At 38.4% G+C, this 22150-nt stretch carries 21 protein-coding genes and 2 tRNA genes; 3 read left to right on the forward strand and 20 right to left on the reverse strand.

Annotation, left to right across the window (positions count from 1 at the left end; genetic code table 11):
* Positions 1-89 precede the first annotated feature (89 nt).
* The 18 genes from HMPREF2574_RS04435 to rsmH all read right to left on the reverse strand — a co-directional run bounded on the left by HMPREF2574_RS04435 (position 90) and on the right by rsmH (position 17148).
* Positions 90-977, reverse strand: a complete 888-nt coding sequence (locus HMPREF2574_RS04435; RefSeq protein WP_024052142.1) for an SPFH domain-containing protein — start codon at positions 975-977, stop codon at positions 90-92.
* A gap of 117 nt (positions 978-1094) precedes the next feature.
* Entirely contained in the window at positions 1095-1694 is a 600-nt protein-coding gene (locus HMPREF2574_RS04440; protein WP_024052143.1) for a response regulator transcription factor, read from the reverse strand.
* Positions 1691-2788, reverse strand: coding sequence for a sensor histidine kinase (locus HMPREF2574_RS04445; protein ID WP_024052144.1), 1098 nt, complete (start codon positions 2786-2788; stop codon positions 1691-1693). Before HMPREF2574_RS04445 ends, HMPREF2574_RS04440 begins: the two co-directional genes overlap by 4 nt.
* 4 nt (positions 2789-2792) lie before the next feature.
* Entirely contained in the window at positions 2793-3524 is a 732-nt protein-coding gene (locus HMPREF2574_RS04450) for an ABC transporter permease (RefSeq protein WP_024052145.1), read from the reverse strand.
* A gap of 13 nt (positions 3525-3537) precedes the next feature.
* The gene (locus tag HMPREF2574_RS04455; protein WP_024052146.1) at positions 3538-4413 is read right to left on the reverse strand and encodes an ABC transporter ATP-binding protein; all 876 of its coding nucleotides are present in this window, start codon (positions 4411-4413) and stop codon (positions 3538-3540) included.
* Positions 4414-4697: 284 nt separating this feature from the next.
* Positions 4698-6365 carry a DAK2 domain-containing protein gene (locus HMPREF2574_RS04460; RefSeq protein ID WP_024052147.1) on the reverse strand — a complete coding sequence of 556 codons (1668 nt, stop codon included), beginning with the start codon at positions 6363-6365 and terminating at the stop codon, positions 4698-4700.
* A gap of 2 nt (positions 6366-6367) precedes the next feature.
* The gene (locus tag HMPREF2574_RS04465; RefSeq protein ID WP_003025907.1) at positions 6368-6733 is read right to left on the reverse strand and encodes an Asp23/Gls24 family envelope stress response protein; all 366 of its coding nucleotides are present in this window, start codon (positions 6731-6733) and stop codon (positions 6368-6370) included.
* A gap of 175 nt (positions 6734-6908) precedes the next feature.
* Positions 6909-7097 (reverse strand): 50S ribosomal protein L28, encoded by a 189-nt coding sequence (gene rpmB, locus HMPREF2574_RS04470; RefSeq protein WP_003025909.1) that lies wholly within the window; start codon positions 7095-7097, stop codon positions 6909-6911.
* A 134-nt stretch (positions 7098-7231) separates the two neighbouring features.
* Positions 7232-7894, reverse strand: a complete 663-nt coding sequence (locus HMPREF2574_RS04475; protein ID WP_024052148.1) for a LiaF transmembrane domain-containing protein — start codon at positions 7892-7894, stop codon at positions 7232-7234.
* Positions 7895-7899: 5 nt separating this feature from the next.
* Entirely contained in the window at positions 7900-8346 is a 447-nt protein-coding gene (locus tag HMPREF2574_RS04480; protein WP_003031093.1) for a LytTR family DNA-binding domain-containing protein, read from the reverse strand.
* 216 nt (positions 8347-8562) lie between these two features.
* Positions 8563-8635, reverse strand: a tRNA-Thr gene (locus HMPREF2574_RS04485).
* Between the two features lie 153 nt (positions 8636-8788).
* On the reverse strand, positions 8789-9670 hold the full coding sequence (locus tag HMPREF2574_RS04490) for a class II fructose-bisphosphate aldolase (RefSeq protein ID WP_003025917.1): 882 nt from the start codon (positions 9668-9670) through the stop codon (positions 8789-8791).
* A 184-nt stretch (positions 9671-9854) separates the two neighbouring features.
* Positions 9855-9940, reverse strand: a tRNA-Leu gene (locus HMPREF2574_RS04495).
* A gap of 200 nt (positions 9941-10140) precedes the next feature.
* Positions 10141-12099: a peptide ABC transporter substrate-binding protein gene (locus HMPREF2574_RS04500; RefSeq protein WP_070812221.1), complete on the reverse strand. Its 1959-nt coding sequence runs from the start codon at positions 12097-12099 to the stop codon at positions 10141-10143.
* A 525-nt stretch (positions 12100-12624) separates the two neighbouring features.
* Positions 12625-13608: a phospho-N-acetylmuramoyl-pentapeptide-transferase gene (mraY, locus tag HMPREF2574_RS04505; RefSeq protein ID WP_024052152.1), complete on the reverse strand. Its 984-nt coding sequence runs from the start codon at positions 13606-13608 to the stop codon at positions 12625-12627.
* A gap of 1 nt (position 13609) precedes the next feature.
* The gene (pbp2X, locus tag HMPREF2574_RS04510; RefSeq protein ID WP_024052153.1) at positions 13610-15865 is read right to left on the reverse strand and encodes a penicillin-binding protein PBP2X; all 2256 of its coding nucleotides are present in this window, start codon (positions 15863-15865) and stop codon (positions 13610-13612) included.
* Between the two features lie 3 nt (positions 15866-15868).
* Positions 15869-16189, reverse strand: coding sequence for a cell division protein FtsL (ftsL, locus tag HMPREF2574_RS04515; RefSeq protein ID WP_024052154.1), 321 nt, complete (start codon positions 16187-16189; stop codon positions 15869-15871).
* Between the two features lie 8 nt (positions 16190-16197).
* Positions 16198-17148 (reverse strand): 16S rRNA (cytosine(1402)-N(4))-methyltransferase RsmH, encoded by a 951-nt coding sequence (gene rsmH / locus HMPREF2574_RS04520; protein WP_024052155.1) that lies wholly within the window; start codon positions 17146-17148, stop codon positions 16198-16200.
* 149 nt (positions 17149-17297) lie between these two features.
* On the opposite strand from rsmH, the gene HMPREF2574_RS04525 reads away from it, so the two are divergent.
* The 3 genes from HMPREF2574_RS04525 (at position 17298) to HMPREF2574_RS04535 (ending at position 19787) form a co-directional block, all read left to right on the forward strand.
* Positions 17298-17486 carry a helix-turn-helix transcriptional regulator gene (locus tag HMPREF2574_RS04525; protein ID WP_024051757.1) on the forward strand — a complete coding sequence of 63 codons (189 nt, stop codon included), beginning with the start codon at positions 17298-17300 and terminating at the stop codon, positions 17484-17486.
* Between the two features lie 268 nt (positions 17487-17754).
* Positions 17755-19110 (forward strand): TrkH family potassium uptake protein, encoded by a 1356-nt coding sequence (locus HMPREF2574_RS04530; protein ID WP_024052157.1) that lies wholly within the window; start codon positions 17755-17757, stop codon positions 19108-19110.
* An 11-nt stretch (positions 19111-19121) separates the two neighbouring features.
* The gene (locus HMPREF2574_RS04535; protein WP_003025935.1) at positions 19122-19787 is read left to right on the forward strand and encodes a potassium channel family protein; all 666 of its coding nucleotides are present in this window, start codon (positions 19122-19124) and stop codon (positions 19785-19787) included.
* A gap of 49 nt (positions 19788-19836) precedes the next feature.
* On the opposite strand, the gene HMPREF2574_RS04540 is transcribed toward HMPREF2574_RS04535, so the two are convergent.
* Positions 19837-20094 (reverse strand): DUF896 family protein, encoded by a 258-nt coding sequence (locus HMPREF2574_RS04540; protein ID WP_003025937.1) that lies wholly within the window; start codon positions 20092-20094, stop codon positions 19837-19839.
* Between the two features lie 14 nt (positions 20095-20108).
* On the reverse strand, positions 20109-22148 hold the full coding sequence (gene glyS, locus HMPREF2574_RS04545; protein ID WP_024052158.1) for a glycine--tRNA ligase subunit beta: 2040 nt from the start codon (positions 22146-22148) through the stop codon (positions 20109-20111).
* Positions 22149-22150: the final 2 nt, after the last annotated feature.

The following is a 22150-nucleotide window of genomic DNA, read 5'->3' on the forward strand; positions in this document are numbered from 1 at the left end:
TTTCTAACTAAATATTGTAAAGGTTTTTGTTTGTTTTGTCAATGGAAAAGGCTGTCTATTTTGATGAATAAAACAATTCAGAATATTCTTTATTTTGCTTTAAGAGCTGATAAAATTTGCGTTCGGATACTTTCTACTCCGTCAGGATTGGCTGGTAAGAAAATTGTATTATTTCCCTTATTATCTGCAAAATTATTCAATGTATCAAGATATTGGTTGGTTAAAAGAATGGACATGATTTGTTCTTCCTTCATTTCAACATTCGCACCTTTTAATTCCTTAATTGAGTCTGCCAATCCATCTACAATTGCTTTCCGTTGTTCGGCGATACCAACCCCATGAAGGCGATCTTTTTCAGCTTCTGCTTCTGCGGCTGTCACAATTTTAATCTTGTCAGCTTCAGCTAATTCTTGCGCAGCAACACGTTTCCGTTGGGCAGCGTTGATTTCATTCATTGATTGCTTGACTTCTGCATCTGGCTCAACTTTTGTAATCAAGGTTTTTACGATGATATAACCGTAAGTAGACATTTCTTCTGCCACTTGCTTTTGGACTTCAAGCGCAATTTCATCTTTCTTTTCAAACAATTCATCCAAGGTCAATTTAGGAACAGATGAACGCAATGCATCTTCAATATAAGACTTGATTTGAGCTTCTGGGCGAATCAATTTATAGTAAGCATCTGTTACGTTATTTTCATTGACACGGTATTGTGTCGCAACGTTCATCATGACAAATACATTGTCTTGTGTCTTAGTTTCAACCACAATCTCACTTTGCAAGAGGCGCAATTGTACACGCGCTGCGATATGGTCAATACCAAACGGCAAACGCAAATGAATCCCGCTATTACTGAGTTTTTGATATTTCCCAAAACGTTCTATAATCGCGACAGACTGTTGACGAACAACATATAAGGAACTAAAAAGAATAACAATGAGTACGACAACAACAATTGGTACTACTAAAAATAACATGATATGAAACTCCTATCTTCTTTTTCCAAGATTATAGCATACTTATAAGTGTTTATCAAACAGAAACGATAGTTGCAACACTCCATAAGTTTGCTTAAGTTTTTTTAAATCTCTTTACTAAATCCAGCCATTTTCTTGCGCAATTCGAACTGCTTCTAATCGATTTTCCGCTGCTAATTTCGTTAGAATGCTTGACATGTAATTGCGGATAGTGCCATTTGATAGATAAAGCTTTTGAGCAATTTCTTTACTAGACAGACCTCTTGCTGCTGCTTGCAAAACCAAAATTTCCTGATTGGACAAGGGATTTTTACTCGTCATCATGGCTTCCATTAGTTCAGGAGAATATTCTTTTTGCCCTTTTAATACTGTATGAATTGTTTTCATGAGGTCAGCAATACTGCGTTCCTTTAAAACATAGGCATCTACATCTGCTTTGACCGCTCGCTCAAAGTAACCAGGACGTTTAAATGTGGTGACAATAACGACTTTGACGGTTGACTGCTGCACCTTGACCCATTCCAACACATCCAGCCCTGTTTGCTTAGGCATTTCCACATCTAAAATAGCTACATCTATCTTTTGAGATTGCAGCAAGGCCATTGCCTCCTGCCCATTAGAAGCCTGATGAACTGTTTCCACATCTGATTGCATTTCTAGCAATTGGCACAAAGCATCCCGTAGCATGCTTTGATCTTCAGCTACTAACAATTTCATTTGTATCCCTCCATTAGTAAGTTTACTCGAATCATAGTTGGCTGTTTATAACTTAAAACCTCTACTTGTCCAGACAATGCTTCCACACGCTCCCGAATGGAATGCAACTCTTTTCCTGTGACAATTTTGAAACCTTTCCCATTATCCTCAACATCTGTAATTAACCGATTTTTTTCAGAATACAAATGAATTTGGCAACTGCTTGCCTGAGCATGCTTGATGATATTCGTTGCTAATTCTAGTAAAACCATACTTAAACTTGATTGAATATTTGGTGCGATACTAGCAATATTGAGTTGACGCTGTACTTGTACCTGAATCCCACTCATTTCCAGCATAGCCTGAATAGTCACTAACTCCTCATCCAAGGTTCGTGTTTTTAGATTATCAATAATCCGTCGCACATCTGCCATAGACTGCTTGCTAATTTCATGCACTTCCTGCAATTCTTTACCAGCTTTCTCATAGGATTTCATTTGAAGAAACTGTTGTGCTAATTCTGTCTTGACACTGAGCATAGCAAATGTATGCCCTAGACTATCATGTAGGTCTCGTCCAATACGATTGCGCTCATTTTCAGCTAGGAACAGATTGAGTTGAGCATTCTGCTTTCTTTTTTCCTCCTGAAGCAATTCAGCCACCTGCATGCGATACAATCCGAAGGTCAATAAATCAGCAAATAAAAAGGTCGCAATCAAAAATATCAGATAGGATAAATCACTCGGATTTTTCAGAAAAATAGAAAACAGAATGATTGGCTGTAAGGTAAAAAAGGTCCAAAAGCGCCAAGATTTAAATGGAATTTCATTAAAGTGATAGATTAGTAGATTTGATAGATAAAAGATGTACCAAACAAAACTTGGATTTAGCCAAATAGAACTATAAAAAATGTAGGCAATCATTATCCACCAAGACAGCCACTGATGAAACGGATGATTATCGAGTAGAAGATTGTAATAAGCTCCGATAAAAAATACTGTCCACAACAAGAGCAAAAGCGAGTAGTCCCCACCGATGACACCCGCTATTGGAAAGACAATAAAAACTAAAGCAATATGAAACATATAGTGAATATTTTTTAGTTTTTTCCACATAAATTTATTTTACCTCAATCCGTTTTTTAAGTTGAAGAACCACCAGACTGACACCAACTGTGTAAACCAGAACAATCAGTGCTGCAATGGCATTAAACTCACGATGTTCCAAATAAGAAGATACAACCTGCATGAGTTGATAACTAGGCATCAATTTACCGATAGAGCGAAGCCAGGCTGGGAACATGCTCAAAGGAAACCAAAGACCACCTAGGACTGCCAAAGCCATATAGGCAATATTCCCCACAACAGACATAAGCTGAGCGCTGGGAAGCAAACTCACTAATACTCCCATGGCGATGAAAACCAAACTTCCGAACAGGATAATTAGGGCGATGATTAACCAATCCATTGTAGGAAGACTGACTCCACGAACAAAATACCCAACAGAAAAAACAACGACTATGGAAAGAAGGAAAGTCAGTAAGGCACTGAAAAGTTTGGATATATAATATTCTACCATAGAAACAGGTGAGTGCTGAATCATTTTTTGCCAATTATTGGTTTTATCAGATTGCAAGGAACTGGGAATACTAAAGAAAGCACTAGACATGATACTGAAAACCGTCATTGAAAAGAGATATAGTCGAAGTACACTGGTTGGTGTGTCGCTTGACATCACGCCTGAAAAAATCAGATAAAAGACACTAGGCAAACCAATAGACAAGAGGTAATAAGCAGCCTGCCGCTTCATTAAAATCAATTCAACCTTCATTAAACTGGTCATATTTTTCATGATACATCTCCTTTTACTCTTGCGTTGTCTCAAAAATACTATCTAATAGTGTCCGGTTGCATACTTCTACTTCCTCAATCGTACAGCCATTATCTACCAAGACTTGCCACACTTGACCAGCCTTTCTAGTTGCCAAGGACAGAGCATTTTGCTTGATTTCAACTTCGGTCACTTCAGATAACCCTTCCAAAATAGTTTGGTAAGAAAGCGGAATAGTAAAGTGTTTTTCTTGTTCTTCGCTGCGCATGGCATAAGGCGTCGTATCACGAATCAATTCGCCCTTATGCAAAACCAAAATACGATCTGCTGTATGCTCCACTTCCTCAATATAGTGAGAAGAATAAATAATAGTCACACCCTTTTTCTTCAATTCATCCACAATTTCCCAAAAATGCTGGCGAGTTGACGTATCCATAGCAGAAGTTGGTTCATCTAAAAAAAGTATCTTCGGACGACCAATAAGAGCTAAAATAAAGGAAAATAAGCGTTTTTGACCACCTGATAATTTAGAAGCCAACTGTTCTTTTTGCTTATCCGTAAATTTTAAAAGAGCATCAATTTCCTGATTGGTTAGACTGTTTGGGTAAATATTTTGAAAAAAGTTCAATAGTTCTTTCACTTTCAGATCTTCCACTACTGTATTTTCTTGTGGCAAAATAGCAACCATCTGCTGTAATTGCTCATCTGTTGGCTTTAATCCTCGAACACTAGCCTGTCCACTCGTAAGAAATTTATCCCCTAGCAAACAATCCATGAGAGTCGTTTTCCCAGCTCCATTCGGACCAATCAACGCCACACATTCTCCATCGTTAATCGTAAAAGAAATATCCTTCAAAATATCTTTTCCATGAATCTTTTTAGATAAATGGTTCACCTCAATCAGCTTCATCTTTTTCTCCTCATTATTTCTTTGGTGGAAATACAACCCATGCAGAACTCCTAGCAATTGGCTCAGGAAAGTTTCTGGTCAACGATTGAATTACCACAGAGTTACTTGCAGCAAGAAGAATAAAACAGGTTGTAGACTTGGTTTCTAACTCTACATTTCCTCTTGTTACTTTCATTATAGCTCAACTCTTTTATCGCCACTAGATGATTTTGTCATCGCTCAACATGACAAATGTCATAAAAAAGACGACTCTCTCAAGTCGTCCTTTTCATCAGTTATTCTATTTATTCAACACTAAAGAGATATGGATAAACTGGCTGTCCGCCATTGTGAATTTCTACTTCTACATCTTCAAATTTTTCAGTAATGTCTTGCGCTAATTCATTGGCCAAGTCTTCACTTCCATCTTCACCGATGTAAATCGTCACAATTTCACTATCCATATCTAACATTTTACTGAACGTTTCATTCAATGTCGTCAGCATATCTGGATTGGAAACAACAATTTTTCCGTCTACCATACCTAAATTATCATTTTCATGAATTTCAAGACCGTCAATCGTTGTATCACGGACAGCTGTCGTCACACTACCACTGACAACATCTGCAAGTGCAGCAGTCATCCGATCATGATTTTCCTCAATAGATTTGCTTGGGTCAAAAGCTAACAAGCTAGTCAAACCTTGCGGAATTGTTCTTGTTTCAATCACTGCAGCAGATTGTTCAATCACTTCAGCCGCTGATTGCGCCGCCATGAAGATATTCTTGTTGTTTGGCAGGATAATGATATGACGAGCATTCACATGTTCAACTGCCTTGATGAAATCTTCTGTTGAAGGATTCATCGTTTGCCCGCCAGAGATGATGTAGTCCACACCTTGCGCTTTAAAGATGTCTGACAATCCTTCTCCTGCAACGACAGCAATGATTGCATATTCTTTTTCTTCTGTTGGCTGGCTATTTTCACGCTCTTCTTTTTCAACCTGCGCTTCGTGTTGATTGCGCATATTATCTACTTTGACCTTGACAAGACTTCCGTATTTCAAGCCTTCTTGCATGACCAAACCTGGGTCTTCCGTGTGAACATGAACTTTTACGATTTCATCATCATTTACGACAAGAAGTGAGTCGCCCAGTTCATTCAAGTAGTTGCGAAATTCATCATAGTCAAATTCTTTAACATACGTTGGACCTTTTTTCAAGGCTACCATGATTTCCGTACAATAACCATATTTGATGTCTTCTGTTGCCACATGACTAGCTACTGACTTATGGTGTTCTGCATTGATCATTTCTGTCATAGTTGCAGGCGTTGCTTGAAATTCTTCAGACGCAATGTATTCGCCTGTCAATGCTGACAAAAAGCCTTCATAAATGAAAACAAGACCTTGACCACCAGAGTCCACAACACCGACTTCTTTTAAGACTGGCAACATGTCTGGTGTTTTAGCAAGAGCCACCTTAGCACTATCAAGAGCTGCTTTCATGACCTCAACAGCATCATCTGTCTCTTCTGCTTTTTTCTTGGCACCAATTGCAGCTCCGCGAGAAACGGTCAAAATCGTTCCCTCAACCGGCTTCATCACAGCTTTGTAGGCTACTTCCACTCCAGACTGAAAAGCAAGGGCTAAATCTTGTCCCGTTAATTCTTCCTTCTCTTTCACACTTTGAGAGAAGCCGCGGAAAAGCTGAGACGTGATAACACCCGAATTCCCACGCGCACCCATTAAGAGACCTTTTGCAAAAATTCCAGCCACTTCACCAACAGTAGAAGCAGATTTGTCCGCAACTTCCTTTGCACCATTTTCAATGGTCATTCCCATATTGGTACCTGTGTCACCGTCTGGCACAGGAAAAACATTTAAAGAATTGACATATTCAGCCTGTTTATTCAAACGAGTAGATGCAGACTGCACCATTTCTTGAAATAAACTAGTAGTAATATTTGACACGATTATTCTCCTACAACTTTAATATTTTGGATATAGACATTTACTGTTTCAGCAGTAATTCCAAGCTGATTTTCAAGACTGAATTTCACACGCTCTTGAATATTTTTAGACACTTCACTAATCTTGGTACCATAGCTCAAAACTGTATAAACATCAACAGCAATGCTACCTTCTTCCGTTGTTTTTACTACAACGCCTTTCGCATAATTTTCTTTGCCTAATAAAGCTTGGAAATTATCTTTAATGGCATTTTTACTGGCCATTCCAACAACACCAAAAATTTCAGTTGCTGCCCCACCAACAATTGTCGCAATGACATCATCTGTCAGTTCGATTTGACCATCTTTTGTATTGATTTTTACAGTCATAGTTTCTACCTCAAAAGTATTTTATAGTTTATTTTACCATATTTTACGCGGACTGTAAAAGAGAGAGTACATAATTAGAAAGTATTCAGTCAATGTTGGGGATTTTCCTTGTCCTAAAAAATCTATTTTCTTGTACAAAAAGAAAAGGGACCTCAGAGGTCCGATTCTTCATAAATTAAACGCGTTCAACTTTGCCTGATTTAAGGGCACGTGCTGAAGCCCAAACTTTCTTAGGTTTACCATCAACTAAGATTGTCACCTTTTGAAGATTTGGTTTCACAGTACGTTTTGTTTGGTTCATTGCGTGAGAGCGGTTGTTTCCTGATACAGTTTTACGACCTGTAAAGTAACATACTTTTGCCATTTATACTTGTCCTCCTGATTAGTTTCACGGGCTTTATACCACATACCGTAAAATTTTATCACAATTTTTAAGATTTTGCAAGACTATTTTCTCTATATTTCAAAATTTAGCCAAGGCAGCCCAATCCATCAGTCTTAAATATAGATAATTCCCAAACGACCGAAAGATACATCTCCCTTTACATAGAGGGTCTTGTCTTTCTCATTGATGTTACGGGGATTGGTAACTGTGCCGAAAGCATTGTCTACATCCAACTCCACACGCCAATTACTAGGCACATATAACGTTGCATTCCCAAAAGATACATCAACATCAAAGGTAGCGGAATCGCCTTTTATCGTGGCATTGTCAAAATAAACTGTGGCATTACCAAAGGTACAATCTAGCGTTTCATAGGTGAAATCTTCCGAATTGATGTAGCGCGTACCACTTCCAAAATTAATATCCCCATTTATAGTGCGATGAGCATTTGAACCACGATAAACACCCCAAATCCGTTTTGGTTTGAAAATTAAGCCAATACCAATAGAAGCCAGAATCCCTGCTAAAAAAATCGTTCCAGATGAGATTGGCAAAAAGTGATAGCTACTATTTGCAACGATTAAGGAAATAATGGCTAAAATAACCCCACCAGATAAATTTCCTCTCCAAAAATTTTCAATCGCAAAGTAAGCGAAGCCCAGCACAACGAGAATGGGCCAAAAATTGAAATCCATAACTGGAATACCAAAATTTCCTTGTAGTAGCACCCAACCTGCCAATACCAAAAGCCCCACTCCAAACAATGTTTTTCTCATAATATTTACCTCATTTCACTTAATTTTTCTTTTAAGAATTGAAAATAATGCCGAGACACATGCACTTGCTTATGGGTATCATAAAAGCGAATACTGCTGGTCCCTGAAAAAGACTTCTCTAATGAATAAATTGCTTTAATGTTCGTAATCGTTGACTTAGAAATACGGCAGAAATACCGCGGCAAGCATTCTTCCAGCTCATACAATTTCAGTTTGACTTCATAAGCATTATTTCGAGCATGCGCAAAAATCTTATTTCCCTCTGTCTCAAAAAAGAGAATATCTGCTAAATCAACATAATATTCGCTCGTATCTTTGTAAAAAAGAATAGACGGCTTAGCAACTTCTTCCAGAGAACGCTGAATGCGCTCTATCTGTTCATCAAAGCGAGGTGCCTTAATGACAATTTCTGCTTCTTCCAGATTAGAATCTAGCTCAACTCGAATTTTCATAAATGCTCCCCTCGTTTTTCTTTATTTTATTATAACAATTGGTTCGTGAAATTCAAGCGGTTTTCAGTAAGTGGTTCATTTCGATACGCAATTGGTCGTGAAATCTGAATAACTTCCTTGCTTTTTCATAAGTTGACCAGATTCTAGCACCTTTTTACGCAACAACACTTTATAAATAACAAAAAAAGCCTTCAATTCAATGAAGACCTTCAATAATGCCGATTATAGGGCTTGAACCTACGACCTACGCGTTACGAGTGCGTTGCTCTACCAACTGAGCTAAATCGGCGAAATAAACGTATAAATCTATTCTAGCATGCAAATTTGATTTGTCAAGAGGAAAAGAAAAAATAATAAATCCCACACTACATTCAATCAAATAACTCAAAGAAAAACAAAAATCCCGCACAAGGCGAGATTTTCTTGTTTATTTAGTAAGCGATTAAGCTTTACCTTCTGAACCAAATACGTCAATACGTTCTTCAACAGCTTCTGTAATTGCTTCGAAACCTGGTTTCAAGAATTTACGTGGGTCAAAGAGTTTCTTCTTATCGTATTCTGCTTCGTTTGCTTCGTATTCAGCAACGAATTTACGAGTAGCTTTTGCAAATGCAATTTGACATTCAGTGTTTACATTTACCTTAGCAACACCCAATTTGATAGCTGCTTGGATTTGGTCGTCAGGAATACCTGAACCACCGTGAAGTACGATTGGGAATCCAGGAACAGCTTCTGTCAATTTTTGCAAGTGGTCAAGGTGAAGACCTTTCCAGTTAGCTGGGTATGGTCCATGAATGTTACCAATACCTGCTGCAAGGAAGTCAATTCCAGTTTCAACCATTGCTTTTGCATCTTCGATTGGAGCCAATTCACCATCACCGATGATACCATCTTCTTCACCACCGATTGTACCAACTTCAGCTTCTACTGACACGCCATTTGCATGCGCAAATTCAACAACTTTGCGAGCTTTTTCAAGATTTTCTTCAACTGGAAGATGAGAACCATCAAACATAACTGAAGTGTAACCAACTTTGATACATTCAAGTGCATCTTCATAATGACCATGGTCAAGATGAATAGCAACTGGTACAGTAATTCCCATTGATTCTACAAGGTTTTCGATGAGAAGTTTACATACTTTGTAACCACCCATATATTTAGCAGCACCCATAGAAGTTTGGATAAGAACTGGAGCTTTTTTAGCTTCTGCTGCACGCAAGATAGCTTGAGTCCACTCAAGGTTGTTTGTATTAAATCCACCAACTGCATAACCATTGTCACGAGCTGCTTGGACAAATTTTTCTGCTGAAACGATTGCCATTAGTATTAGGCCTCCTATTTATTTTTATGGGTTTTCCCATTTACATTGTTTATTTTATCACTTTTTAGGAAAAAATACCAGCATTTCCTAATCTTTTAAGCGTTTTCTCTTATAAAACTGTTTTTCTTTCCTCACATTTCAAAAATAATGAAACAAAAAAACCGGCCGAAGCCAGCTTACCTGATGCGGAGAGAGGGACTTGAACCCTCACGACCTAAAGCGGTCACAGGATCCTTAGTCCTGCGCGTCTGCCAATTCCGCCATCCCCGCGATTGGGTACCTTATTAGTATAACAGAATAGAAACTTCTTGTCAAGAAATTTTTTTGAAAAAATGTATCTGTCAGCACTTAAAATCACTCCCTAAAGCCAACTCTTATTTGAGACTTCTTCAATATAGGTTCTTTAGATAGGAACAACAAAAAGAAACTCCTACGAAGCTTATCGTTCATAGAAGTTTCTTACATTTGTTTTATTTCACATGATTTTCGTAGTCATCTTGCGCTTTTTTATTAGAGGTTTCTTTTTCTTTTAGCCATTTCTTTTTAGCACTTTCGTATTCTTTTGTTGTTACAATTTTGTCTTGCAGTTTGACATATTTGAAATAACTGCTTGAAGCACCTTTGATTCCAACTAATGAATAAGAACGGCTAAATGGAACTGTTTTCGTCACAGATGGTGTCCCTCCAAGAGAGAGGTTTGGCATTGTCAAGCCACTATCAATTAACCATGCTTGCGCCTCGGCATATTTTTCATAGCGTGTAGCTTCGTTGGTTTCAACATTTGCTTCTGCTAGCATCTCTGTATATGTGTCCAGTCCAACTGCCTTGATCTTATCATTTTCTTGACCTGGTTCCAGACCAAAGTTTTGTAAACTACCACCATTTTTTATATTAAAAGTATCTAGATAAGTAGATGGGTCTTGATAGTCACCAGACCAACCACCATTATACAAATCATAGTCCTTTTGAGCAGCTGTATTAGCAAAATAACTGATATTATTTAATTCATCTGAACTCATTTGTTGAATATCAATGACAACATTTTCTGTGCCTAAGACAGACTCAACAGATTGTTTCATGGAACTTTCCCATTGAGCACCAATTTTACTTGTCTGATCAGCTGGTACATCTAAGTGGATAGGAAACTGAACACCCTTTGCTTGCAGTTCTGCTTTAGCTTGAGCAAACTTTGCTTTAGCTTTTTCTGGATTGTAATAAGCATCTTGTGCATCGGCCAAATTCATGTTTGACCATTCTGAGCCATAGTTTACCAGCTTAGAAGACACAACATCACCAAACGTTTTATCACCGATAGAAACAAATGTTGGTGGCACGAGTGTGTTCCGCAATACCTTTGTCGCTCCGTCTTTCCCATTACTTTGTGCACCATAAGAAGTACGATTATAGGCAAAATTGATAGCTTGACGGAAAGCTTTATTTAGCACCGCTTCTTGGGTCGCAGCCTTTTGAGCATCTGTTTTCTTCGATGTATGGTTATAGGACTGACGATTTAAATTAAAGTTATAATAGTAGCTGGTCGCATCTTGCAAACTATAGATGATATTGTTAGCATATTGTTTCTTAACAGAAGCAAAACTAGAGCTATTTGGATAAAGACGAGCTGCACTATAGGCACCATCTGTGAAGTTACGGATAAGGGCTTCTTGGTCAGAGCCATCATAATATGTCAATTTAATGTTATCCAAATGAACATTCTTTTTATCATAGTAATGAGGATTTTTAGCAAATTCCATAGAAGACTTGGCTGTCAGAGACTTCAATAGATAAGGACCATTGTATAGAATGCTGGTTGGTTTTACAGAACCAAAATTTTTTCCTTGTGATTTCAAGAAATCTGCATTAACTGGGAAGAGGATATTATTGGTCGTTTTTGAATTCCAATAAGTCTCTGCACGGCTGAGTGTATACTGTACTGTATAGTCATCTAGAGCTTTTACTCCAACCGTTGAAAAATCTTTCGCTTCACCCTTGATGTAAGCATCTAAACCTTTGACAGAATCTTGAACGAGGTAAAGGGCTTCTGATTTATTATCTGCGGCGTATTTCAAGCCAGTTACAAAGTCTTGCGCTTTTACACTTGCGTACTCTTCACTTTCTGATGTGTACCATTTAGCATCTTTACGTAATTTATACGTATATGTCAAGCCATCTTTGGAGACTGTCCATGACTTAGCAAGCGCCGGAACTAAATTTCCGTACTGGTCATTTTCCAATAATCCATCAACTAAGTTAGTCACAACATCTGAAGTTGTCGCACGGTTCGCCATCAGATAATTTAGCGTGTCTGGATCTTGTGTATACACGTATGAATAAGTTGATGTGCTAGAAGCTGACTTGCCACAACCTGATAATAGGATTCCAGCGCTTAGCACAACTCCTGTTGCAATAATCCATTTTGATGATTTCATAGATAAACCTCCTCTAATGTCACATCTTGTTACATTGAATATTATACCGAAATATTTTCAAAAAGTAAAGAGCTGTCTTTTGACAGAAAATATTATTTATTTAAAATAATAGTTATTTGCTGCATAATATGATTAAAACAAGCCGAAAAATACATAAAAAACAAAAATAACAAATTTTATCCTTTGGCTCAAATTGAATAAACATTCTTTTAAAACTAAAAAATAAGCCATTCTACTTTATGAAGATAGCAACTACTCCCCTCCTTCAACTAAATATTGAACCTATTTATACACTTTTTTCGTATAAGTACAAGAAAAATCATGATTTTTTAATATATTTTTCGGATTTTCTGCTATTTAAAACAAAAAAAGAGACATCCAGAGATAAAATTTGCATTTTTTAGTTTCTAACCTCCTCTCTCAGAGGGGGGGTTATTCAGCAATCTAGAAGACTAGTGAGGTAGGGACGAAGTTTTCGTCACAAAAAAGCGAGGCAGAAATAATATTGTCCCCACCTCGTTTCTCTTATAAATATAAAATTGCAAGTGTTAGTAAGCTAGCTACAAGACCAATTCCCCAGAAAAAGAAATCGACCTTCCATTCACTCCAAGCTTTACCATGCCCTGATAGACCTCCCAGTTCAAAATGGTGATGAACTGGTGTCATCCGAAAAATACGTTTGCCGCCGGTCAATTTGAAATAAGAAACCTGCATCATAACCGAAGTTGTTTCAAAGACATAGACAATTCCAATGATGAGCAGCGTCCATTCTTGATGAAGCGCCATCGAAATGGCTGCTAACATACCACCAAGTGCTAAGCTCCCTACATCACCCATAAAAATTTTAGCTGGTTTATGATTGAAAATGAAGAAGGCAAGCAGACCGCCAATCATACTCAAAATGACAATTAAAATATCAAAACGATGCTGAACCACCGCAATAACTGCATAAGCTGTCAAACTGATTGTAACAGAAATGCTGGCTAATCCATCAATGCCATCTGTCAAATTGACTGCATTGGAAAAACCAACCAACCAAAAGAGGGCAAAAGCGATATAAAGATAACCTAAATGAAGTGGGAAACCAAAAACATTAAGCAAATCGCCTCCACCGTGGGTGTCAAAGAAGAAGTAAAAAACAATACCACCGATAATTTGAAGAGCTAGTTTCTGCTTGGGATTTAAACCTTCATTTATTTTGCGAAAAACTTTTAAAAAGTCGTCTAAGAAACCAACAATGCCGTACAAAACAAGAATAAACAATATCATCAAGGCAGCGCTTGAGAGTTCTCTTGATATAAGCGCAATCACAAAACCGGACAAAACGGAAGCTAGCAAGAAAACAGTCCCACCCATGGTTGGAGTTCCCGCTTTTGCTTGGTGTTGCTTCACATCCTCGTGCATTTGTTGCCCAGAAATATGGGCTTTATGATAAAAACGAATAAAAGCAGGTATTCCAACCAGAGTTAGAATAAAGGTTACAACACCTGCAACGATAGCTTGTAACATGCTAATCTCCTAATGTAATTGTTATTTCTTTTATTTTCTTGAGTGATGCGTTGGTTTTAACACTTTGGGCAACGACTTTAGAGCCTTTGCCCTTAACATGCACTTTTATGCCTAACCATTCACCGAATGTTTCAACATTTTTCTTGGTCCAACCGTACATATCCGGCATTTCAGTAAAGTCATCTGTTAAGACAAGAATTTGCTGATTGGATTTCAATGCCTCACCTGTTTTTACAGACACTCTCTTAATATTTTTACTAGTACCTAGGATAATAGGTTGTACAAGATTGCGTCGTAACTCATCTGCTAAATCACCAGGGCTGGTATTTTTAGTAGAGGGCATTTTATAAGCCATTTCTTTTGAAACCGACTTTAGAATAGGGGTTTGCGTCGTCAAGTTCAAAGTATCCTTCATCGCTGCAGCTTCTTCTAGCACCGGATTGACAACTTCTTTCCAGAAGATTGGTTGGAAAGATTCTGAGGGCTGTTTCAGAGTTACATACATGATAAAATCAGGATTTTCTGCTGGTGTCATTGCCACAACAGAATAGATGTAATCATTTGCCCCTGTCAGATAACCACTACCATTTTCTCCGGCAATTTGTGCTGTACCGGATTTAACTGCCACATTTTGATTAGGCACTTTGATAATCGGACCTTCTGCCTTGCTATATAAGGTTCCGTAAATAGGATCTGTACCGACAGTCACCATATGGTCTCTCGTTGACTTAGCAGCATCTTTGGAAACAGGGTGCCCGACAATTTCTGTAGAAGCCTTACGCGCACTCCCACTTTTGGAATCATAAATTGCACTGATGAATTTTGGTTCAACCATTACACCGTCATTAGCGATGGAAGAAAAAGCACGTAACATTTGTATCTGAGTAACCGAAATTCCTTGACCAAAAGCACTCATTGCATAAGTAACGATATTATCTGCCGGAAGACCACCGTAATCTTCATAATTCATTCCAAAGCGTGTGGGTAGACCAAATTTAAACTTGCTAAGATAGTCTAGCCATTTTTCGTCACCCATTTTTTTCTCAAGAGAAGCCATTCCCACATTACTAGAAAGAGCAAAGCCTTGAGCATAGGTTAATGTCTGTCCTTCAGAAAGTCCCATGTTGACATTCCAGTCTCGAATCGTTACATCCGCAATTTGTAAACCACTATTATTATACGTTTCATTTTCTGGGAAAGTGTTATTGTCTATAGCTGCAGCTAGTGTCATAACCTTCATCGTTGAGCCAGGTTCATACTGATTTTGATAGAGAGCACTAGACCAAGCAAAGTCTTTTGTCAAATCTTGCTTTGTATCAGCATCAAAACTTGGACGCTGCGTCGTTGCAAGGATTTCTCCAGTTTTTGCACTGACTAATGTGGCACTGGCATAAGTTCCCTTAGCTTTTTCCACAAAAGCATTCATCCGCGTTTCAAGGAAAGACTGTAAATCCGAAGATAAGGTTGTATAAACATCTTTTCCATCTTGTGTTTGCCTTGAAACCTTGTCTGATCCCGGTACTATATTTCCGTTTTTATCTTTTTCATAGGTGATGACACCATTTGTTCCAGCTAACGTCTTGTTTAAAGCAGCTTCTAAACCTGTTGTTCCAACAAGTGTTTTACTACCATCTTTATTTTCTTGTAACTGAGCCAATCCAACAAAAACAGAAGCAAAATTCCCATTGTTATAGCTTCTATTTGGACTAGTTGTGAAATCAACTCCCTTTACTTTCGCTTTTTTCAATTCCTCACGAATGGTATTCATATTACTATAACTGATACCATTTCCTTGAGCACCAAACGAAACTTGTTGTAATTTTTTTCGAGATAGTTGTTTTTTGACGTAGTCCTTGTCCATACCAAGATACTTGTTAAATACATCAGCTACCTTATCGTATTGAGATTCTTCTACATAGAGAATTTCTCCTGTTGCTGACTTATAACTTTTATCAATAACTGCATAAACATTATAGGAAGTCGCGTCTTCAGCTATTGGCAAACCATTACGGTCATAAATGGTTCCACGTTTAGCTGGGACGATCTTTGTGATTTGATGCACTTGACTTGCCTGTTCAGCTAAATTCACGCCAAACTTCTTTCCCGTTCCAATGATAATTGCAAAATTGATTAGGAAAACAAAAAAGACAAAAACCGTCAAAACGCTTAGATTTTTCCCTACTCGTCTACGGTTGTAACCAGGATTCCTACGATTTTTCAAAGCATGGTTTAAAATTCGTCTTCTGAGTCCATTCATGCTCTACTCCGCCGTTCTGATATTTTCATTATTCTGAGTCATTTCCTGTGAACTTGCTAATTTTGACAAACGTTCACTACGAATCAATTCGTTTACTTCTTGTTTAGCATCATCTAGCTCTGTGCGCTTTGCCTCAATTTTTGAATTGACAGTCGTTAAATCACGTTGCACCTGCAATAATTTTGTTTGCATAAAGACAACGCTTGTCGCTAAGATAACTGCCGTCAACACTATAGCTCCATAAAATGCCTTTTCAACACGAGAAAATCTTTGAATACGCGCCTGAAGTAGCTGGCTAGTCGTTCTTGGTCTATTATTTGCCATCTCAATCCTCACTTATGTACTTTTTGCGCTACACGCAGCTTGGCTGAATGCGCGCGATTATTGTTATCTAGTTCTTCTTTACTTGGTAAAATAGGTTTTCGAGTAACCAATTTCATTTTAGGTTGTAAATCCTCTGGAATAAATGGTAAGCCTTTCGGCACATCCACTGTTGATGCCTCTTTAAAAAGTTGCTTGGTCAAGCGGTCTTCTAACGAATGAAAAGTAATCACAGAAATCCGCCCATCAACCGCTAACAAATCCATCGCCTGTTGAATGGACTCGTCTGCCGCTCCCAACTCATCATTGACCTCAATACGAATGGCTTGAAAAATCTGTTTAGCTGGGTGACCTTTTTTCTTTAATTCCTTGGCAGGCTTAGCAGATTTAATAATCTCTGCCAACTCCGTAGTAGTCTCAATCAGTTTCTTTTCACGCATTTGCTCAATTTTACGAGCAATTTGTTTTGAAAACTTATCTTCCCCATACTTAAAAAAAATCCGCACTAAATCATGATAGCTATATTGATTAACTACTTCATAAGCTGTTAGCTTTGCCTCACGATTCATTCGCATATCAAGCGGAGCATCTTGTTTATAGGAAAAGCCACGCTCACGCTCATCAAGTTGCGGACTCGAAACTCCTAAATCATAACAAATACCATCAATTTCTTCAACACCTAGCTCATTCAAACGAGCCTTTAAATGACGAAAATTGTCATTGATAAAAGTCACCATTCCTCGCGCCACATAGGGTGCTAAGCGTTTTTGAGCATGCTCAATAGCAGTCTGATCTTGATCAAAAGCATATAGATGACCGTTTTTTCCTAATTTACTCAATAAATATTCACTATGTCCTGCTCCACCTAATGTTGCATCAACATAGACTCCATTTGGTTTTATATCAAGTTGATCAATGGTTTCGTGAAGAAGAACTGTTACATGATGAAATTCATTTGTCATATCTTTACTATTATACCACAAAGATTTAAAAAAAGAATTTTAGAATCATGTAAAGTTTTTTGGCAATTATATTTGATATATTTCACAAGTATATTTATAATAAAAGGACAAAAGTCACTTATATTTGACACTAGGATAAGGAGAAATACATGAATCACGTGAAAGATTTCCGAAAAAATCTAGGACTCTCGCAACTAGGCCTTGTCAAACAAATTGGCGTTTCGCGGCAGACAATTAACATGATTGAAAACAACAAATATAATCCCACGCTAGAACTTTGCATTAATCTAGCACTAGCTTTAAAGACAGACCTAAACACACTTTTTTGGAATAAGTAAAAAATAGAAAGGCTACATTCAAATGAAACTTCAACAATACAAAAAAATTATCCTAGCTCTCTTAGTAATTCTCCTCGTTGTGTGTCTCTATTTTTTCTTCATCTTAACAGATCCAATCTTGTTCTGGATAGATGTGGCAGTGATTGCTGGTTGCATATTTTTCGGTCGAAAACTTTTAAAGAAGGGCTAGACTTCTTACGCCTTCCTTCTCGTCTTTTAAGCTGCTTTGTGGTAAAATAAAGTCATTATTCTATGAAGGAAGATACGAATGTCACGTTTTTTATCAAGATTATCTCCTGCTAGGCGCATTTTATTGAGCTTTGCCCTTGTAATTGTGGTGGGCTCTCTTCTTTTAAATCTGCCTTTTATGCAGACAGCAACTTCTAAAGCTAATTATTTTGACCACCTCTTTACATCAGTTTCAATGGTTTGTGTGACGGGGCTTTTTACGCAGTCTGTTGCAGATACTTACAATGTTTGGGGACAGATTATCTGTATGCTCCTCATTCAGATTGGCGGATTGGGGCTGATTAGCTTTATTGGGCTGATTTATGTCCGCTCCAATCAGAAACTCAGTTTTTCCAATCGTACTACTTTACAGGAAAGTCTTAGTCGAGATGAGACAAATTCTATTCGCGACTTTCTTCGCTCCATTTTTCTCATTACTTTCAGCATTGAAGCTCTTGGATCATTTATCCTCAGTTTTCGCTTTGTCCCCCTTTTAGGATGGGGAAAAGGACTTCTAACCTCCATTTTCCTTGCTATCTCTGCATTTTGTAATGCTGGATTTGACAACTTAGGAAGCACTAGCTTGCTAGCTTATAAAACAGATGCCTTGGTCAATTTGACCATTGCTGCCTTGATTATCATGGGAGGCTTGGGTTTTTCAGTTTGGTTTGACTTAAAAACAAATATCCAGACAAAAGGACACAAGCGGAAATTACGCTTTCACACAAAATTGGTTCTTGCTTTAACAGCTTTCATCTTAATCAGTGGAACCTGCTTGACATTTCTGACAGAATATCAAAATACAGCTACTATTGGTCGACTTCCCTTTGAAAAGAAACTTTTAGTCAGCTTCTTTCAAACCGTCACCATGCGGACGGCCGGCTTTGCAACAATTGACTATACACAAGCTCGCCCAGTGACACTTCTCCTTTACATCATTCAAATGTTTCTAGGGGGTGCTCCCGGAGGAACGGCAGGGGGACTGAAAATCACTACTTTTTTGGTCGTATTAGCCTTTGCCCGAACGGAAATCCTTGGCTTGCCTCATACTAATTTTGGACACCATACGTTTTCTCCCTCTACCATTCAAAAAGCCTTTAGTGTCTTGATTGTCTTTACAACAACCTTTATCATTGGCTTGACTTTTTTGACTATGATCGCTGATAACGGACATCGTTTTATTTACTTAATGTTTGAAGCCATGTCCGCTCTTGGAACGGTAGGCGTAACGGCAAATCTAACGCCTACTTTAAATCATGCCGCCTTAACGGTGATTATGTTTTTGATGTTTATCGGACGTATCGGACCATTGACCTTAATTGTCAGTCTTTCCAATCGAAAACCGAAGAAAAAAGACACAATTAAATTTGCCAATGCAAATATTATTATTGGATAGGAAGGAATCTTATGGATAAACGAACAATCGGTATACTGGGGCTAGGAGTTTTTGGTCGCAGTATCATTAACACGCTCCGTAAATACAACTGCGATATTATCGCTGTTGACGATCATGAAGATGTCATCAACCATTTTGAACCCATTTTAGCACGAGGCGTGGTCGGCGATATTACAGACCACGATTTGCTGCAAGCTGCAGGAATTGATACCTGTGATACGGTCGTGGTCGCTACTGGAGACAATCTAGAATCGAGTGTCCTTGCTGTTATGCACTGCAAATCGTTAGGCGTTGAAAAAGTAATTGCCAAGGTGAAAAGTAAAACAACCAGAGAAGTGCTGCTAAAGGTCGGAGCAGATCGCTGTATCTCCCCTGAGCGTGAAACAGGAATTTCACTTGCAAAAAATATCCTGCATCAAGCTACGACTGACGTCATTGAACTAGATAAAAATGTATCTATTATCGAATTTTATCCACCTCAGTCTTGGATTGGTAAGAATTTAGCCCAATTAAAACTTCGTCAAAACTACAACCTCAATATCATTGGTTTTCGAGAAATGCCCGACGGCGTTCTCAACATTGATACATCACCTGACTATACCTTTAAAAAGGACGAATTGTTGATGGCAGTTATTGACAGTCAAACATTTGACCATTTTGAAGATATTACAAAATAGCCTAGCAAAAATCGCCGAGAATGTTTCTCGGCGATTTTTGCTGCCTTTATTACGAATTTGGATCATCTAAACTTCGACCGTGTAAGCCTTTTTCACGTTGGACTTGGCGAAGTTTTTCTGGCGTGATGTCATTGCCCTCTTCATCCACAATTTTAATCCCTTCAATGTGGTGGCGAACGCTACGACGATAGCCTTCAATGTATTCTTCACGCAATTTAGCTTGCTCTACTTTTTCTTCTGGCGTTAGACCAACTGTTTTTTTCTTTTTGGCAAGTTCGTTGATGCGTTCGATTTTCTTTGGTTCCATTTTCCCTCCTTGGATTATTTTGTATTGATTTGGTTAAATTGTGCCACTTTTTTGGCTTTCGTCATTAAGGCAGATATGAGTGCCAAACGATTGGCTCGGATTGCTTCATCTTCAACCATAACCATAGTATTGTCAAAGAAAGCGTCAATCACTGGACTTAAAGCGAAGAGTTGCTCAATATTATCTGCTAAGTCATCAGATAACGTTAAGTTTTCTATTGCTGCATGAAGGGCTTTTTCTTCGGCATTTTCAAAGAGGCTCTCGTCCACAACACTAGCCGTTTCTGCTTTTTCTGCCAAGTTAAAGACACGTGCTAAACTTTCGACCGACGATTTGAAAGAATCTTCTTGTGCTTTTTCTGCCAAAAGAGCCGCCACCTCGACCAAATCACGTACAACAAACGTCGAGCTGTTGAGCACAGCTGTTACGATATCTTTTGGAATATCATTATCCATCATTTTTTCAATACGCGAACGGAAGAAATCAAGTACCTGCTCTTTGTTACTATATGTGAGACTATCAAACTGCAGCGCATAGAGCTGTTCTATCAATTCATCTAAGGCAATATGCCAACCAAATTTATCCAAAATGCGCACAACACCTTGTGTTGCCCTACGAAGAGCATAAGGGTCATTTGAACCGCTTGGAATGAGTCCAACAGAGAAGAACGAAAGAATTGTGTCTATCTTGTCTGCAATGGCTAAAATAGCACCAACTTTCGTATCTGGCAATTCACCGTCACTGGCAGTTGGTAAATAATGCTCTCGAATAGCTCTAGCTACTGCTGTGTTTTCTCCTGCAAGTAGAGCATATTTTTCTCCCATGATACCTTGCAATTCATCAAATTCTCCAACCATACCGGTCAATAAATCAAATTTGTAAATAGATGCGGCACGGGTTACATCTTTCACTTCCCGAGTAGATAAGTGTGCTTTTTCTGCTAAAAGAGCTGCGATCTTTGCTGTTCGCTCCATGTGCTCTGCTAGAGAGCCGATTTTTTCATGAAAGGTCACATTTTTCAACTTTTCAACCAAATCAGAAATAACCAATCGTTGGTCTTCGCGCCAGAAAAATTCTGCATCTTCCAAACGAGCTACCAACACTTTCTGATTCCCTTTGACCACATTTTCGAGATGTTCTGCATTTCCGTTACGTACCGATACAAAATATGGAAGCAGCTTACCATTTTCGTTACGAACAACAAAGTAGCGTTGATTGACTTTCATGGAAGTCACAAGGACTTCCTCAGGTACATCTAGGTAACGCTCGTCAAAACGTCCGATAAAAGCGGTTGGGTATTCAATCAAATTCAGCACTTCGTCCAGCAAATCTTCGTCAATCTCCACATGAACGTTGTGCATTTTCTCGATTTCTTTGATTTGATCCAAAATCATGTTTTCTCGTTCCATTGGACTAGCAATGACAAAAACTTCGCGCAGATCTTCTTCATAAGAATCTGCAGACTGAATCTTCACTTCATGACCGAGAAAACGATGACCCCGACTTGTCCGTCCGCTTTCAATATCGAACAAATTCATCAAAAAGGACTCATCGTCCAACAACACAGTTAGGGTATGAACGGGACGGATATATTCAAATGTATTGCTCCCCCAGTGCATATTGACCGGAAAGCTTAGTGAAGTCAGCACATCAACAACTCCGTCAATCAATTCTTCAACAGGTTTTCCGATTTCTTGCTTGGTCACATAGACATATTCTTCGCCTTTGACTTCACGGAATGTGATATCTTCAACAGTCAAGCCTTTTCCACGAACAAAACCTTGCGCGGCTTTGGTGAAATTTCCCTCTGCATCCAAAGCAATCTTCTTGCTTGGTCCTTTAAAATCTTCTGTTAAATCTGTTTGCTTTTCACTTAGATTGGACACGCGCACAGCCAAGCGACGAGGAGTTGAAAACATTTCAATCTTATCAAAAGTTAAACGATTGTCTGTTAAAAAGGCTGCCATTTTATCACGTAATTGCTTCATGCTTGGTGTTACGACATAGGCCGGCATTTCTTCCAGCCCTAACTCAACCAATAAATTCTTTGTCATTT

Origin of the sequence: Streptococcus sp. HMSC034E12 (genome assembly GCF_001835915.1) — a bacterium.
Lineage (GTDB): Bacteria > Bacillota > Bacilli > Lactobacillales > Streptococcaceae > Streptococcus > Streptococcus vaginalis.